Annotated in this window: 12 protein-coding genes; all 12 read right to left on the reverse strand. The window is 61.7% G+C overall.

Annotated features, from left to right (window positions below):
* Nucleotides 1–12: 12 nt before the first annotated feature.
* Complete coding sequence (gene rplW, locus ACQU6B_RS11665; protein ID WP_430867716.1) at nucleotides 13–318, reverse strand: 50S ribosomal protein L23; 306 nt, start codon at nucleotides 316–318, stop codon at nucleotides 13–15.
* Nucleotides 315–1,019: a 50S ribosomal protein L4 gene (gene rplD / locus ACQU6B_RS11670; RefSeq protein ID WP_430867717.1), complete on the reverse strand. Its 705-nt coding sequence runs from the start codon at nucleotides 1,017–1,019 to the stop codon at nucleotides 315–317. The genes rplW and rplD overlap by 4 nt, the downstream gene beginning before the upstream one ends.
* A gap of 5 nt (nucleotides 1,020–1,024) precedes the next feature.
* Nucleotides 1,025–1,687 carry a 50S ribosomal protein L3 gene (gene rplC / locus ACQU6B_RS11675; RefSeq protein WP_430867718.1) on the reverse strand — a complete coding sequence of 221 codons (663 nt, stop codon included), beginning with the start codon at nucleotides 1,685–1,687 and terminating at the stop codon, nucleotides 1,025–1,027.
* A gap of 25 nt (nucleotides 1,688–1,712) precedes the next feature.
* Nucleotides 1,713–2,021: a 30S ribosomal protein S10 gene (gene rpsJ / locus ACQU6B_RS11680; protein ID WP_042213186.1), complete on the reverse strand. Its 309-nt coding sequence runs from the start codon at nucleotides 2,019–2,021 to the stop codon at nucleotides 1,713–1,715.
* Between the two features lie 293 nt (nucleotides 2,022–2,314).
* The gene (gene tuf / locus ACQU6B_RS11685; protein ID WP_430867719.1) at nucleotides 2,315–3,505 is read right to left on the reverse strand and encodes an elongation factor Tu; all 1,191 of its coding nucleotides are present in this window, start codon (nucleotides 3,503–3,505) and stop codon (nucleotides 2,315–2,317) included.
* A gap of 130 nt (nucleotides 3,506–3,635) precedes the next feature.
* Nucleotides 3,636–5,738, reverse strand: coding sequence for an elongation factor G (gene fusA, locus ACQU6B_RS11690; RefSeq protein WP_430867720.1), 2,103 nt, complete (start codon nucleotides 5,736–5,738; stop codon nucleotides 3,636–3,638).
* A gap of 26 nt (nucleotides 5,739–5,764) precedes the next feature.
* Nucleotides 5,765–6,235, reverse strand: a complete 471-nt coding sequence (gene rpsG, locus ACQU6B_RS11695) for a 30S ribosomal protein S7 (RefSeq protein WP_430867721.1) — start codon at nucleotides 6,233–6,235, stop codon at nucleotides 5,765–5,767.
* On the reverse strand, nucleotides 6,235–6,609 hold the full coding sequence (gene rpsL, locus ACQU6B_RS11700) for a 30S ribosomal protein S12 (RefSeq protein WP_430867722.1): 375 nt from the start codon (nucleotides 6,607–6,609) through the stop codon (nucleotides 6,235–6,237). The genes rpsG and rpsL overlap by 1 nt, the downstream gene beginning before the upstream one ends.
* 207 nt (nucleotides 6,610–6,816) lie before the next feature.
* Nucleotides 6,817–10,692 (reverse strand): DNA-directed RNA polymerase subunit beta', encoded by a 3,876-nt coding sequence (locus ACQU6B_RS11705; RefSeq protein WP_430867723.1) that lies wholly within the window; start codon nucleotides 10,690–10,692, stop codon nucleotides 6,817–6,819.
* Nucleotides 10,693–10,707: 15 nt separating this feature from the next.
* Nucleotides 10,708–14,187, reverse strand: coding sequence for a DNA-directed RNA polymerase subunit beta (rpoB, locus tag ACQU6B_RS11710; RefSeq protein WP_430867724.1), 3,480 nt, complete (start codon nucleotides 14,185–14,187; stop codon nucleotides 10,708–10,710).
* 228 nt (nucleotides 14,188–14,415) lie between these two features.
* Nucleotides 14,416–15,144, reverse strand: a complete 729-nt coding sequence (locus tag ACQU6B_RS11715) for a hypothetical protein (RefSeq protein WP_430867725.1) — start codon at nucleotides 15,142–15,144, stop codon at nucleotides 14,416–14,418.
* 187 nt (nucleotides 15,145–15,331) lie between these two features.
* Nucleotides 15,332–16,099, reverse strand: coding sequence for a hypothetical protein (locus ACQU6B_RS11720; protein WP_430867726.1), 768 nt, complete (start codon nucleotides 16,097–16,099; stop codon nucleotides 15,332–15,334).
* Between the last annotated feature and the right edge of the window lie 325 nt (nucleotides 16,100–16,424).

Consider the following 16,424-nt stretch of genomic DNA (forward strand, 5'->3'; position numbering starts at 1 on the left):
TCCTGTCCTTACCTAGCCGACCTGGCCGGAGAAGATGTCGAGCGCCTCGCCGCCACCAACGGTGACGATTGCGCGCTTGACATCTTTACGCTTGCCAAGGCCGAAGCGCGTGCGGCGCGTCTTGCCCTTACGGTTAATAGTGTTCACCGACGACACCTTCACGCCGAAGATCTTCTCTACGGCAATCTTGATCTCGGTCTTGTTGGCACGGGGGTCCACCTCAAAGGTGTACTTACCCATGTCCATGAGCGAGTAGCTCTTTTCCGACACGATGGGTCGGATAAGGATGTCGCGTGGGTTCTTGTTCAGAGTGCTCACTTGGTCTCCTCCGCTTCGAGAGCGGCTGCCTCGGACTCGGTCGCAACGGCCTTAGCCGATGCTCCCTTGGCGGGGCCTGCGAGGAACGCTTCGAGCGCGGCTGCCGTGAACACGATGTCATCGTTGATCAGCACGTCATACGTGTTGAGCTGACCGACCGAGACTGCGTGAGCATCGGGCGCGTTGCGCAACGATATCCAGGCGAGCTCGTCAGTCCGCTCGAGCACGATGAGTGCGCGGCGTCCGGCCGTCACCGCAGCGATTGCGGCGATAGCGTTCTTGGTCGAGGGAGCGTCGCCGGAGACGATGCTCTTGATCACGTGCACGCGGTCGGCACGGGCCCGGTCAGAGAGGGCACCGCGCAGGGCGGCGGCCTTCATCTTCTTAGGAGTGCGCTGCGAGTAGTCACGCGGCTGCGGGCCGTGGACAATTCCACCGCCGGCAAACTGAGGTGCACGGATCGAGCCCTGACGAGCGCGACCGGTTCCCTTCTGCTTGTGAGGCTTGCGGCCACCACCGGACACCTGTGCGCGTGTCTTAGTGGCGTGCGTACCCTGACGGGCTGCGGCGCGCTGGGCGACGACAACCTGGTGGATCAGCGGGATGTTGGTGACGACGTCGAAGATCTCGGCGGGAAGCTCGGCGGTGCCGGCCTTCTTGCCCTTCGCGTCGACAACATCGACAGTTTGAGTGTTTGACATGTCAGTTACGCGCCCTTCACTGCGGAGCGGATGAGTACGACGCCGCCCTTGTTGCCGGGAACGGCACCCTTGAGCAGCACCAGGCCACGCTCGAGGTCGATCGCCTGGACCTGCAGGTTCTGCACGGTCTTGCGGTCGTTACCCATGCGTCCGGCCATCTTCATGCCCTGGAACACACGCGACGGCGTGGAAGCGCCACCGATCGATCCGGCCTTGCGGTGGTTCTTGTGAGCACCGTGGGAGGCGCCTACGCCGTGGAATCCGTGGCGCTTCATAACGCCCGCGGTTCCCTTTCCCTTGCTGGTGCCGGTTGCGTCGACCAGTTGGCCGACCTCGAACACGTCGGCAGCAATTTCCTGGCCGAGCGTGTAATCAGCCGCGTTCGCAGTGCGAACTTCGGCGACGTGACGGCGAGGCGTAACGCCTGCCTTGTCGAAGTGGCCCTTCAGCGGCGCGGTAACGCGGCGAGGGTCAACGGCACCGAAAGCGAGCTGGACGGCGCTGTAGCCGTCCTTCTCTGCGTTCCGTACCTGAGTCACAACGTTGGTGTCTACCTGAACAACCGTGACGGGAATAACTCGTCCCTCGGCGTCCCACACCTGCGTCATGCCCAGCTTCGTACCTAGCAGCGCGGTAACAGTGCGCTGGGCATTGGAAGTCGTAGTCATGATGAGTGAAGTCCTTAAACGCTCGTTAGAGCTTGATCTCGATGTTGACGTCGGCCGGAAGGTCGAGACGCATGAGCGAGTCGACTGCCTTGGGCGTCGGGTCCACGATGTCGATGAGGCGCTTGTGAGTGCGCATCTCGAAGTGCTCGCGGCTGTCCTTGTACTTGTGGGGCGAACGAATTACACAGAACACGTTCTTTTCGGTGGGCAGCGGGACGGGTCCCACTACTGAAGCACCGGCGCGCGTGACCGTCTCGACGATCTTGCGAGCTGAAGAGTCAATGACCTCGTGGTCGTAGCTCTTCAGTCGAATGCGGATCTTTTGTCCCGCCATGTCGTGGTTCTGCCTTTTCTCTCGTAAAACTGTGGTCATCACCACCGACCCCCGCGCTCGGGCGTGTCGCTCATTTGCTTCGCACGCGCGGTTTGTCGATCTCTCGACGAGTCGTTGGTGAGTGTGATGGCTGCCTGCAATAGGCAACCTGAATATTATGCCAGAAAACCTCCTGACACACCAACCGTGACCCCGAACTCCCCTCACACGAAGGGTGGCGTCTTTCAGTTAGCGCGCAGATGCGGGGCCCGGCGAAGGCCGGACCCCGCATCTGGGGAACGCAATTAAGCGATCTACTTGATGATCTTGGTCACCGTGCCGGAGCCGACGGTACGGCCACCTTCACGGATTGCAAAGCCCTGACCCTCTTCGATGGCGATGGGCTGAATCAGCTCAACGGTCATCTCAGTGGTGTCGCCAGGCATAACCATCTCGGTGCCCTCGGGCAGCGTGATGACGCCGGTGACGTCAGTCGTACGAATGTAGAACTGAGGGCGGTAGTTCGTGTAGAACGGGTTGTGACGGCCGCCCTCGCTCTTGTCGAGGATGTACGCCTTGCCCTGGAAGTTGGTGTGCGGGGTCGTGCTGCCAGGAGCAACCACAACCTGTCCGCGCTCAACATCTTCGCGCTTGGTGCCGCGGAGTAGGAGGCCACAGTTCTCGCCGGCCCACGCCTCGTCCATCTGCTTGTGGAACATCTCGATACCCGTGACCGTGGTCTTCTGGGTGTCCTTGATGCCGATGATGTCGACTTCGGAGTTGATCTTGAGCTTGCCGCGCTCGATCTTGCCGGTGACGACGGTTCCACGACCAGTGATCGTGAAGACGTCCTCGATCGGCATGAGGAACGGCTTGTCCATGTCGCGCTCGGGAACGGGGACGAACTCGTCCACCGCGTCCATCAGGTCGGAGACCTTCTGAGCCCAAGCCTCGTCGCCCTCAAGTGCCTTGAGTGCGGACACCTGGATGACGGGAGCGTTGTCTCCGTCGAAGCCCTGCGAGCTAAGCAGCTCGCGAACTTCGAACTCGACGAGCTCGAGGATTTCTTCGTCATCAACCATGTCGGCCTTGTTCAGGGCGACGAGCAGGTAGGGAACACCCACCTGCTTGGCAAGAAGAACGTGCTCGCGCGTCTGGGCCATAGGACCGTCAGTCGCGGCAACCACCAGGATTGCGCCATCCATCTGCGCAGCACCGGTGATCATGTTCTTGATGTAGTCGGCGTGGCCGGGGGCATCGACGTGTGCGTAGTGACGCGTCGCGGTCTCGTACTCAATGTGCGAGATGTTGATCGTGATACCACGCTCGCGCTCTTCAGGAGCCTTGTCGATCTGGTCGAAAGGCGTGAAGGGGTTGAGGTCCGGGTACTTATCGTGCAGGACCTTCGAGATGGCGGCGGTCAGCGTCGTCTTACCGTGGTCGACGTGACCGATGGTTCCGATGTTGACGTGCGGCTTGGTCCGCTCGAACTTGGCCTTACCCATTTGGGCTTCCTCCTGATTAGTTTTAGAGACTCGGGTAGTGAATCTTAACGTCTAGTGCTAGCCGTTGGCTATCACGGGGCGTGCAGCTTCCCTACTGGTCGTTTGGTTATTCTGACTTCAACCGGTGGGACTACTCGCCCCGGGTCTTTGCAATGATCTCCTCGGCGACTGCCTTGGGGACCTCAGCGTAGCTGTCGAAGCTCATCGAGTACACCGCGCGACCCTGCGTCTTTGAACGCAAGTCGCCAACATAGCCGAACATCTCTGACAGTGGCACGAGGGCATCAATCACCTTCACGCCGGTGGCCTCCAACATCTGGCGGATCTGACCACGACGTGAGTTGATGTCGCCGATGACCTCGCCCATGTACTCCTCGGGCGTACGGACCTCGACGGCCATGACGGGCTCCAGGATGACGGGCTTGGCGCGCTTGACGCCTTCCTTAAACACCATGGATCCGGCAATCTTGAATGCCATTTCGGACGAGTCAACGTCGTGATACGCGCCATCGAGAAGCGTCGCCTTCACGCCAACCATGGGGTAACCGGCAAGAACACCGAGCTCCATGGCCGACTGGATTCCGGCGTCGATCGAAGGAATGTACTCGCGGGGAACGCGACCACCGGTGACGGCGTTGACGAATTCGTAGAGCTCGCCCTCTTCCGACTCGAGCGGCTCGAACCTGACCTGAACCTTTGCGAACTGGCCGGATCCACCCGTCTGCTTCTTGTGGGTGTAGTCGACCTTCTCCGCGATGCCCTTGATGGTCTCGCGGTAGGCAACCTGCGGCTTACCGACGTTTGCGTCGACGTTGAACTCACGACGCATACGGTCAACCAGGATGTCCAGGTGCAACTCGCCCATTCCGCCGATGACGGTCTGACCGGTGTCCTCGTCCAGCTTGACGCGGAACGTGGGGTCTTCCTCAGCGAGCTTCTGGATTGCTAGCGACAGCTTCTCCTGGTCGGCCTTGGTCTTCGGCTCAATGGCGACGTCGATGACCGGCTCGGGGAACGTCATGGACTCGAGCACCAACGGGTGCGCGGGGTCGCAAAGCGTGTCGCCTGTCGTCGTGTTCTTGAGGCCGATAACGGCGTAGATGTGACCGGCTGAGATGGTCTCGACGGGCATTTCCTTGTTGGAGTGCATCTGGAAAAGCTTTCCGATGCGCTCCTTCTTGTCCTTGGTGGCGTTCAGAATGGCGGCGCCGGACTCGAGGTGTCCCGAGTAGACGCGCACATACGTGAGCTTGCCGAAGAACGGGTGGGAAACAACCTTGAACGCCAGCGCAGAGAAGGGCTCCGTGGCGTCGGAGTGACGCTCGATGATCTTCTCTTCGTCGCGGACGTCCTTGCCCTCGATCGCGCCCACGTCAAGCGGGTTCGGGAGGTAGTCGATGACTGCGTCGAGCATGGGCTGGACGCCCTTGTTCTTGAACGCCGAACCGCAGAGGATCGGGTACGCCTCGCCGGCGACCGTCAGCTTGCGAATCGCAGCCTTGATCTCCGGAACGGTGATCTCCTCGCCGGCGAAGAAACGCTCCATGAGCGCATCGTCCGTCTCGGCAACGGCCTCGAGAAGCTGGTTGCGGTACTCAGCAGCCTTCTCCTTGAGGTCCTCGGGGATCTCTTCCGTCTCGTACGCCTCGCCCAAGCCGGTCTCGCCACGCCACACCTTGGCGTTCATCTCGACCAGGTCGACAACGCCGATGAAGTCGTTCTCAGCGCCGATGGGGATCTGCAGGGGAAGCGGGGTGGCCTTCAGTCGATCGATGATCGTCTGCACCGTGTAGTAGAAGTCAGCGCCCAGCTTGTCCATCTTGTTGACGAAGCAGATACGCGGAACGTTGTACTTGTCGGCCTGACGCCACACGGTCTCGGACTGGGGCTCAACGCCCTCCTTGCCGTCGAACACCGCGACAGCACCGTCGAGGACGCGGAGCGAACGCTCCACCTCGACCGTGAAGTCAACGTGCCCGGGGGTGTCGATGATGTTGATCTGGTTGTTGTCCCAGAAGCAAGTGACGGCCGCGGACGTAATGGTGATGCCGCGCTCCTGCTCCTGCTCCATCCAGTCAGTCGTCGACGCACCGTCGTGGGTTTCACCGATCTTGTAGTTCACGCCCGTGTAGTACAGGATGCGCTCGGTGGTAGTGGTCTTGCCTGCATCGATGTGAGCCATGATGCCAATGTTGCGGACCTTTGTAAGGTCCGTAAGCACGTCCTGTGCCACGAGTGGTTCTCCCTAAACTTTTCTGTTTACCAGCGGTAGTGCGCGAAGGCCTTGTTGGACTCCGCCATCTTGTGCATGTCTTCGCGACGCTTGACTGCGCCGCCGAGGCCGTTAGAGGCGTCGAGGATCTCGTTCATCAGACGCTCGGTCATGGTCTTTTCACGACGCAGGCGAGAGAAGTCGACCAACCAGCGCAGCGCGAGGGTGGTCTGACGCACGGGACGAACGTCCACGGGCACCTGGTAGGTAGCTCCACCAACGCGGCGAGACTTGACCTCAAGCGCGGGGCGGATGTTCTCAAGCGCACGCTTGAGAACCGTGACGGGGTCCTGACCGGACTTTTCCTTCACGCCTTCGAGCGCGCCGTAGACGATTGCCTCGGAGACGGACTTCTTGCCGTCCAGCAGGATCTTGTTGATCAGCTGGGTGACGACAGGTGCGCCGTATACCGGGTCATTGATGATGGGGCGCTTAGGCGCCGGTCCCTTGCGAGGCATTACTTCTTCTCCTTCTTCGCGCCGTACAGGCTGCGACCCTGCTTGCGGTCCTTGACACCCTGGGTGTCAAGCGAGCCGCGCACAATCTTGTAGCGGACACCGGGGAGGTCCTTCACACGACCGCCGCGTACGAGCACGATCGAGTGCTCCTGGAGGTTGTGTCCCTCTCCGGGGATGTACGCGGTGACCTCGATACCAGTCGAGAGGCGCACGCGTGCGACCTTACGCAGTGCCGAGTTCGGCTTCTTGGGCGTGGTCGTGTACACGCGGGTGCACACTCCGCGACGCTGGGGGCTCGACTTGAGAGCCGGGGTCTTGGTCTTGGTCACCTTTGGGTGGCGACCCTTCCTGACCAGCTGCTGAATCGTAGGCACTGCTTCTCCGTCGTTTAGTTCGTGTGAAATCTGATGAAAATCTTAAGTGTCATGTCCGACCCCCGCGCTCGGGCGTGTCGTCCATAAACGTGCCGCACCTTTGCAGGCGCGCACAAGGGGCCCGCTGACGCGGGCACGAGTATCTAAGATACCCGTCACCCGCGTCCGCGTCAAAGCGAAGTTTCCAACGCTGACCCTGACATGTTGCTAGTCGCGAGGAATCTTAAACTCTTCGAGCGGCACAGCCTCGCCTGTGCCCTCGCTAAAGAACTGCCCGTCCCATTCTTCGTATCCGAAGGTCGGGAACAGATTCGACTTTGCCTCTTCGGTGGGCTCGACCGTCGCCGTACGGTACTGGTGAAGACCAGTACCAGCGGGGATGAGCTTTCCGAGGATGACGTTTTCCTTGAGCCCGAGCAGCGGGTCCGACTTTCCGGACATCGCAGCTTCGGTGAGGACGCGGGTGGTCTCCTGGAAGGAGGCCGCCGACAGCCACGACTCGGTTGCAAGCGAGGCCTTGGTGATTCCCATGAGCTCGGGGCGAGCCGATGCCGGCTTACCGCCCTTCGTCACGGTCTCACGGTTGGCCGACTCGAAGCGCGAACGCGCTACCAGTTCGCCCGGCAGCAGCGAGGTCTCTCCCGAGTCAAGCACGGTCACGCGACGCAGCATCTGCCGCACGATGACCTCGATGTGCTTGTCGTGGATCTCCACACCCTGCGAGCGATACACCTGCTGGACCTCGTCCACCAGGTGCTTCTGGGTGGCGCGGGGGCCGAGGATGCGCAACACGCTCTTGGGGTCTACGGCGCCAGCGATTAGCTTCTGCCCCACCTCAACGTGCTCGCCATCCTGCACCAGCAAGCGCGAACGCTTGGTGACGGGGTACTCGATGACCTCGTCGCCGTTGTCCGGCGTCACGACCAGGCGGCGCGTGGCCTCCGAGTCGTCGACGTTGAGCTTTCCTGCGACCTCGGAGATCGGCGACACACCCTTGGGGGTACGTGCCTCGAAGAGCTCCTGGACGCGGGGAAGACCCTGCGTGATGTCATCTGCCGATGCCACACCACCGGTGTGGAACGTACGCATCGTCAGCTGCGTTCCGGGCTCACCGATGGACTGTGCGGCAACAATACCGACCGCCTCACCGATGTCGACCAGTTCACGCGTGGCCAGCGAGCGACCGTAGCAACGGGCACAGGTGCCGACCGCAGACTCACAGGTGAGTACGGAGCGGACCTTGACCTCTTCCACTCCCGACTCGATAAGCGCGTCAATCAGCGCGTCGCCGATGTCCTCGCCTGCCTTGCCGATCGTGGTGCCTGAGGCGTCCTGGACGTCCGTCGCGAGGTTACGGGCGAAGACCGAGGTCTCCACGCGATCGTGGAGCTGACGGTTGCCCGCAGCGTCCACCTCGATGATCGGCATGACCAGGCCACGCTCGGTGCCACAGTTGTCTTCGCGCACGATGACGTCCTGCGACACGTCCACCAGGCGACGGGTTAGGTAACCCGAGTCGGCGGTACGCAGGGCGGTGTCGGCCAGGCCCTTACGGGCACCGTGGGTAGCGATGAAGTACTCGAGAACCGACAGGCCCTCGCGGTAGTTCGACTTGATCGGACGCGGGATGATCTCACCCTTGGGGTTTGCCACCAGTCCACGCATACCTGCGATCTGACGGACCTGCATCCAGTTACCACGAGCACCCGATCCCACCATGGTGTGAACGGTGTTGTACTCGGGGAATGCCGCACGCATGGCCTTGTCGACCTCGTTAGTAGCCTGCGTCCAGATCTCGATGAGCTCCTGACGACGCTCGTCGTCGGTGATCAGACCGGTGTCGTACTGGTCCTGCACCTTGGCGGCGAGCGCCTCGTAGCGGTCCAGAATCGCCTGCTTGCCCTTGGGGGTGACCACGTCAGAGATGGCGATGGTCACGCCCGAGCGCGTCGCCCAGTAGAAGCCAGCCGCCTTGAGTGCGTCGAGCGACGCGGCGACCTCAACCTTGGGGTAACGCTCGGCGAGGTTGTTGACGATGTCGCCCAGCACCTTCTTGTCAACGTTGCGGTTGACGTAGGGGTACGACACGGGAAGCAGCTCGTTGAAGAGCGCGCGTCCCAGCGTGGTCGTGAGGGTGAACGGGGCGCCCGCGACGCGGTCCTCGTCCAACGTCACGTCTGCCGGCGGCACGGTGGTGCCATCGACACGCAGCAGGATCTCCGCGTTAAGCGCGATCGTGCCGGCGTCGAACGCCATCTGGGCCTCCGAGGTCGACGCGAACGCCAGCCCCTCGCCCTTGACGCCCGGCTTGTGCAGCGAAAGGTGGTACAGACCGATGATCATGTCCTGTGAGGGCATGGTCACGGGGCGGCCGTCAGACGGCTTCAGGATGTTGTTGCTCGAGAGCATCAGCACACGTGCCTCGGCCTGCGCCTCGGCGGACAGCGGCAGGTGAACTGCCATCTGGTCACCGTCGAAGTCGGCGTTGAACGCGCCACAGACCAGCGGGTGCAGGTGGATTGCCTTGCCCTCCACCAGCTGGGGCTCGAAGGCCTGGATACCCAAACGGTGAAGCGTGGGTGCACGGTTCAGCAATACGGGGTGCTCGGTGATGACCTCTTCGAGGACGTCCCAAACCTCGGAGCGCGAACGCTCCACCATGCGCTTGGCCGACTTGATGTTCTGCGCGTGGTTGAGCTCAACCAGGCGCTTCATCACGAACGGCTTGAAGAGCTCGAGCGCCATCTGCTTGGGCAGACCACACTGGTGCAGCTTCAGCTGCGGACCGACCACGATGACCGAACGGCCCGAGTAGTCGACGCGCTTGCCGAGGAGGTTCTGGCGGAAACGACCCTGCTTGCCCTTGAGCATGTCCGAGATGGACTTGAGCGGGCGGTTACCTGGACCGGTGACCGGACGACCGCGGCGGCCGTTGTCGAACAGCGCGTCAACAGCCTCCTGAAGCATGCGCTTCTCGTTGTTCACGATGATCTCGGGAGCACCGAGGTCAAGCAGACGCTTGAGGCGGTTGTTGCGGTTGATCACACGACGGTAGAGGTCGTTGAGGTCGGAGGTCGCGAAACGGCCACCGTCGAGCTGCACCATCGGGCGCAGGTCCGGCGGAATGACCGGAACGGCCTCGAGGACCATGCCCACGGGAGAGTTGGTGGTCGTGATGAACGCCATGACTACCTTGAGGCGCTTGAGCGCACGCGTCTTGCGCTGCCCCTTGCCGTTGGCAATGATGTCGCGTAGCAACTCAACCTCTGCCTCAAGGTCGAATGTCTGCAGGCGCTTCTGGATAGCCTCGGCACCCATCGAACCCTTGAAGTACGAGCCGTAGCGACGCGAAAGCTCGCGGTACAGCAGCTCGTCGCCTTCGAGGTCCTGGACCTTGAGGGTCGCGAAACGGTCGAAGACTGCATCGAGACGGTCGATCTGAGCGTCTGCGCGCTTGCGCAGGTTAGCCATCTCGCGCTCGGCGCCGTCCTTGACCTTGCGCTTGACGTCGGACTTGGCACCCTCGGCTTCGAGCTCGGCGATGTCCTTCTCGAGCTTCTCGGCGCGGGTGTTGATGTCGTTGTCGCGCTGGTTTGCGATCGCCTTCTTCTCGACCTCAATCTCGTTGCGGAGCTGAGGAAGATCTTCGTGGCGGCCGTCGACGTCGACTTCGGTCACCATGTAGGCGGCGAAGTAGATGACCTTCTCGAGGTCCTTGGGGGCGAGGTCCAGCAGGTAACCCAAGCGCGACGGAACGCCCTTGAAGTACCAGATGTGGGTCACGGGAGCGGCGAGCTCGATGTGTCCCATGCGCTCACGACGCACCTTCGAGCGGGTGACTTCAACGCCACAACGCTCGCAGATGATGCCGCGGTAACGGACACGCTTGTACTTGCCACAGCCGCACTCCCAGTCGCGAGTCGGGCCGAAGATCTTCTCGCAGAAGAGTCCGTCCTTTTCCGGCTTCAGGGTGCGGTAGTTGATCGTCTCGGGCTTCTTGACTTCGCCGTGAGACCACTCGCGGATGTCCTCGGCGGACGCGAGGCCGATGCGGAGGTCACTGAATTCGTTTACGTCTAGCACAGTCAGTCCTCTTCCTTAAATCTCGTCGACGCTAGAAGCGTCGGGACGGCTGGACAGGGAGATACCGAGTGACTCGGCTGCTTGATAGACGTCGTCTTCCGACTCGCCCATCTCGACTAGCTGACCCTCTGCGTTGAGAACCTCAACGTTCAGGCACAGTGACTGCATCTCCTTCATGAGCACGCGGAACGACTCCGGCAAGCCAGGCTCAGGGATGTTCTGTCCCTTAACGATGGCCTCGTAGACCTTCACGCGGCCGAGCACGTCATCCGACTTGATGGTGAGCAGTTCCTGCAGCGCGTAAGCGGCACCGTAAGCCTCGAGGGCCCACACTTCCATCTCACCAAAGCGCTGGCCACCGAACTGGGCCTTACCACCCAGGGGCTGCTGCGTGATCATCGAGTACGGACCCGTGGAACGGGCGTGAATCTTGTCGTCCACCAGGTGGTGAAGCTTCAAGATGTACTTGTAGCCGACTGCGACGGGCTCCGGGAAGGGCTCTCCCGAGCGACCATCGAACAGTCGCGTCTTACCGTGTTCGTCGACCAAACGGTCGCCGTCACGGTTCGGGTTCACGACGGTACGAAGTCCGTCGATCGTCGCTTCCTTGAGGCCATCGAACACCGGCGTCGCCACAGGGCGGCCGGGCTCCGACTTGGTGGCGCCCTTGGGCAGCTGAGAGGTCCAGTCGCCCTTGGCGTCCGTAGCATCCCAACCGTTCTTGGCGAGCCAGCCGGTGGCGGTCTCGAGGACCTGGCCGACGTTCATGCGACCGGGAACACCCAGCGGGTTCAGGATCACGTCGACGGGGGTACCGTCCGCGAGGAACGGCATGTCCTCCACGGGCAGGATCGTCGAGATGACGCCCTTATTACCGTGGCGGCCGGCGAGCTTGTCGCCCTCCTGGATCTTGCGTCGCTGAGCGATGTAGACACGAACCAGCTGGTTCACGCCTGCAGGCAGGTCGTCGCCGTCGTCCTCGGTGAAGACGCGGACGCCGATGACGGTTCCGGTCTCGCCGTGGGGCACCTTGAGTGACGTGTCGCGAACTTCGCGGGCCTTCTCGCCGAAGATGGCGCGCAGGAGGCGCTCCTCCGGAGTCAGCTCGGTCTCACCCTTGGGCGTGACCTTGCCCACCAGCACGTCACCGGCGCGAACCTCGGCGCCGATGCGGATGATGCCGCGCTCGTCGAGGTCCGCAAGGACCTCCTCGGAGGCGTTCGGGATGTCGCGAGTGATCTCCTCCGGGCCGAGCTTGGTGTCGCGGGCGTCAACCTCGTGCTCCTCGATGTGAATCGAGGAGAGGGTGTCGTCCTGAACCAGGCGCTGCGAAAGGATGATCGCGTCCTCGTAGTTGTGACCTTCCCAGCACATGAAGGCAACGAGCAGGTTCTTGCCCAGCGCGAGGTCGCCCTCGTCGGTGGCAGGACCATCGGCGAGCACGGAGCCCACGACGACCTTGTCACCCTCGTCGACCAGCACGCGCTGGTTGTACGACGTGCCCTGGTTGGAACGCTGGAACTTAGCAACGCGGTACGAGCCGGTGGTGGCATCGTCGTTGGCAACCGTGATCAAGTCCGAGGAGACCTCGGTGACCACGCCGGCCTTGGTGGCGATGATGACGTCACCAGCGTCGATTGCGGCGCGGCGCTCCATGCCGGTACCCACGAGGGGTGCCTCGGAACGGACCAGCGGCACAGCCTGACGCTGCATGTTGGCACCCATGAGTGCGCGGTTGGCGTCGTCGTGCTCGAGGAACGGAATCAGGGCCGTACCAACCGACACCATCTGGCGCGGGGAGACGTCCATGTAGTCAACGGCCTCAGGCGCGACGAGTTCAACCTCGCCACCCTTGGCACGCACCAGCACGCGCTCGTCGGTCAGAGAGCCGTCGTCGGTGATGCCTGCGTTTGCCTGAGCGATGACGTACTGGTCCTCGTCATCGGCGGTCAGGTAGTCGACGTCGTCGGAGACCTTGCCCTTGATGACCTTGCGGTACGGCGTCTCGACGAATCCGAGCGGGTTGATGCGACCGAAGGACGCCAGCGAACCGATCAGGCCAATGTTCGGGCCTTCCGGGGTCTCGATGGGGCACATGCGGCCATAGTGCGACGGGTGAACGTCTCGAACTTCCATGCCTGCGCGGTCACGGGACAGACCACCCGGGCCCAGAGCGGACAGGCGACGCTTGTGCGTCAGTCCGGCGAGCGGGTTGTTCTGGTCCATGAACTGCGAGAGCTGGCTGGTGCCGAAGAACTCGCGGATCGCGGCGACCACGGGGCGCGTGTTGATCAGGGTCTGCGGCGTAATGGCCTCGACGTCCTGAGTCGTCATGCGCTCGCGCACCACGCGCTCCATGCGGGACAGGCCCGTACGGATCTGGTTCTGGATGAGCTCGCCAACGGCGCGGATACGGCGGTTGCCGAAGTGGTCGATGTCGTCGGTCTCGACGCGAACGTCGCCGTTCTTGCCCTCCATGGTCTTGTGACCTGCGTGGGCTGCGGCGATGTACTTGACGGTGGCGACGATGTCGTCGACGTTGAGTACTGAGTCGTTGAGTGCCTTGTCGACGCCGAGCTTCTTGTTCAGCTTGTAGCGGCCGACCTTCGCGAGGTCGTAGCGCTTGGAGTTGAAGTAGAAGTTGTCGAGCAGGTTCTGACCGGCCTCGACGGTGGGCGGCTCGCCCGGACGAAGCTTGCGGTAGAGGTCGACGAGGGCTTCCTCGTGCGTGTGGACGGTGTCCTTCGCGAGCGTCTCGAGGACGGCGGGGAAGTCCTTGAACTCCCGCTCGATGTCCTCGTCCGACAGGCCGAGGGCCTTGAGGAAGAGCGTCACGGACTGCTTGCGCTTGCGGTCGACGCGCACGCCGACTGCGTCGCGCTTGTCGATCTCGAACTCGAGCCAGGCGCCACGCGACGGGATCATCTTCGCGGTGAAGATGTCCTTGTCCGAGGTCTTATCCGGCGTGCGCTCGAAGTACACACCGGGTGAACGGACCAGCTGCGACACGACGACGCGCTCGGTTCCGTTAACGATGAAGGTACCGCGCGGGGACATGAGCGGGAAGTCGCCCATGAAGACCGTCTGCGACTTGATCTCGCCGGTGGTGTTGTTCATGAACTCTGCGGTCACGAACAGCTGCGCGGAGAAGGTGAAGTCCTTCTCCTTGCACTCGTCAGGCGTGTGACGAGGCTCCTCGAAGTAGGGGTCCGAGAACGACAGGGACATGGTCTGTCCGAAGTCCTCGATCGGGGAGATCTCCTCGAAGATCTCAACCAGGCCGGCGGTCAGAGGAACGTCATTGCGACCTTCCTCCTTAGCTGCGTCAACGCGCGCAATCCAAGCGGCGTTTCCGAGCAGCCAGTCGAAGCTCTCCGTCTGAAGACCGATGAGGTTTGGGACCTCAAGCGGCTCAGCGATCTGAGCGAACGAGACGCGGCGTGATGCGGAGCGGTTAGCGATGGCCGAAGCCGTGGGGGTGCGCAAGGCAGCCAAGGGTGGGTCCTTCCCTTTTTAATTCGTGCAGGTCACGAGTCTCAAGCCACAGTTCCACCGGATCCCGGGGCGTAACCACTTTCGAGCGGACGCACACCAGGTAGGCATTTGAGGGCAGGGCAATAGACAGCGCAACTACAAATATTAGTGGAAAAATGCGGGATTGTCCACCTAAAACTCGATGTCGTCAATGGTGGCGCCCGCGAGTCGCCCGCTTGGGGCGCTTTCTTACGATGTCACTTCCAAGATGCTCGCGGTGACTTGCCCAGCAGTTGGAGGACTCACCAAGATGCCTGAATAGGCAACCATGACGTCGGTCCAAGTTTCTGCGCCTTCGAATGAGTACTTCACGGCCTGTGGCGCAGTCGCGAAGGACCACGTGCCGTCAACAAATTCGTGGCCAACTGGGTCTCCCAGACTTAGCCCGGGTGCTCCCTCAAAGGCAACGGCTCCCACGGCGCCCGGGGGGCAATTCAAACCTGCAAAGTCGAGGGACGCGCACGACTCCTCGGCCTCACTCACCGCCTCGTTGATTGCCTCCAGAGAGGCGGCGCTCAGCGGAAGGTCATCAAGCTCAAACGACAGATCCCCGCTCCCCGGAAGCTCGACCGGCTTGGTCATCTCTTCCGCAAACTGCGTGCCCAACACGCCTGAAGGATCCCCGAGCACGACATCGAATTCTCCCGGTGGGAGCACCACAGTCGACACCCCGTCCACCACTGCGGCATCGCAGGTTCCCACCTGAATACTTGCTGGCGCACCTGCCGGGGATACGGCGATATGCACCGTCATGGAGTCATCCAGATCGACTGCCCACGCGCCACCGTCCTTGTGCAGTTGAACGGTCACGGGTGCTGCATCCTCCACAGTGGTCGGGGTAAGAACAGCCTCGGCCTCCCCGCCGTCGACCGTGACATCGCCAACCTCAGCAAAGCGCAACCACGTCGATTGGTCCAAGCAACTCGTCACCGCTGGCCCGCTCAACGTGGACAACGCTAGGGCGGCATCACCGTCACTCGCGCTCAGCTCTATGAAGGACTCGAGAACCTCGCGCGCGGCCGCCTCATCCGAGTTGCCCGTGAGACTGCAACCCGCAAGGCTTGCCGACGCAACCGCGATGAGACTGACGGCGAAGCCGCGCGCGCTACGCAAAGCTTTCAATCGTGGGCCACTTGCCGCCGTCAAGAGCAGCGTTGTCGACAAAATCGCCCTGCAACCGAGCAACCAAATCGCGGGCATCAGACCAAGCGAGGGCCATGTCGGCAACAAATCCGACAATCAGATCCTTGAGGTCGACCAAACAGTTGACTGCTTGCGACACGATATCCAACCACTTCATTGGATCCGCGCTGATGAAAGTCGCCACCGTCGTGACGACCCAACTGTGCAAAGCGGAGAAGCTCGTCAATAGATTTACCCACCCCGTAGTGAGAGCCTTGGTGTGATCGAGTGACGCATTCTCAACCGACTGGCATCGGGACTTCATCAAATCGATAGTGGCGTTTTGCGCGTCGGGCATAGGGGCGTACCACTTGACCTGATCGTCGTGCCATGACTCAGTGGACGGCAAGTTGGTAGAGCGTGCGCTGACGATGGAGAACTGCTCCGAAGACAGCGTGGACCTGGCCTCTCGCCACTGGGTTGAAGCATTGTAAAACCAGAACGGGTTGCCCGGCGAGAGTATTTCAAGGCTGACCTCAACGAATTGCGCCAAGAGTTCCCTCATCTCAATCACCGCGGCGTCAACGCGCTCCTTCACATCACTGAACCAAGTGTCGCCAAGGCAACCGAAATCAAGGTGGCCAGCCTTATTCAAGAAGGATTCGAAGTCTGAAATGGAATCAGCGCGCTGGGTCTTCAACTCGTCGGTCTGGGTGTTGAAGTCACTCTCGGTAATGGGAAGGACGCTCATGCAAGTTCCTTTTCGATTGAGCGGCGCAGCGCCCCGCCGGAGGTTGGCTCGGAACACGACTGAGTGATCGTCATTTCCTTCACCCCTCCGCGTGCGCGGATTGGATAGCACCCTGCTCGGCCTGGTCATACTCACGCTGAGCTTCCAACAAACGTCTACTCACGGTGTCGATGGATGCCACGCCTTCCCCCAACAGGTCGGAGATGCTTTGCGTAACCTCCTCGTAAACCGTCTCGAGGCCGGCCAAATAACCTGGTCCCCCAGTTCCTCCTACCGGGACATCAAGCACGGAGGCGATCGTCGACTTTGCCTCCGTCAGAGTGGA

The sequence above is a fragment of the Demequina aurantiaca genome (assembly GCF_050598105.1).
Lineage (GTDB): Bacteria > Actinomycetota > Actinomycetes > Actinomycetales > Demequinaceae > Demequina > Demequina aurantiaca_A.

What these genes read in the sequence shown, in the direction of transcription:
- rpsG (WP_430867721.1), bottom strand. Translation starts at nt 6,235, where the DNA reads ATGCCTCGCAAGGGACCGGCGCCTAAGCGCCCCATCATCAATGACCCG.
- rpsJ (WP_042213186.1), bottom strand. Translation starts at nt 2,021, where the DNA reads ATGGCGGGACAAAAGATCCGCATTCGACTGAAGAGCTACGACCACGAG.
- ACQU6B_RS11720 (WP_430867726.1), bottom strand. Translation starts at nt 16,099, where the DNA reads ATGAGCGTCCTTCCCATTACCGAGAGTGACTTCAACACCCAGACCGAC.
- rplD (WP_430867717.1), bottom strand. Translation starts at nt 1,019, where the DNA reads ATGTCAAACACTCAAACTGTCGATGTTGTCGACGCGAAGGGCAAGAAG.
- rplC (WP_430867718.1), bottom strand. Translation starts at nt 1,687, where the DNA reads ATGACTACGACTTCCAATGCCCAGCGCACTGTTACCGCGCTGCTAGGT.
- tuf (WP_430867719.1), bottom strand. Translation starts at nt 3,505, where the DNA reads ATGGGTAAGGCCAAGTTCGAGCGGACCAAGCCGCACGTCAACATCGGA.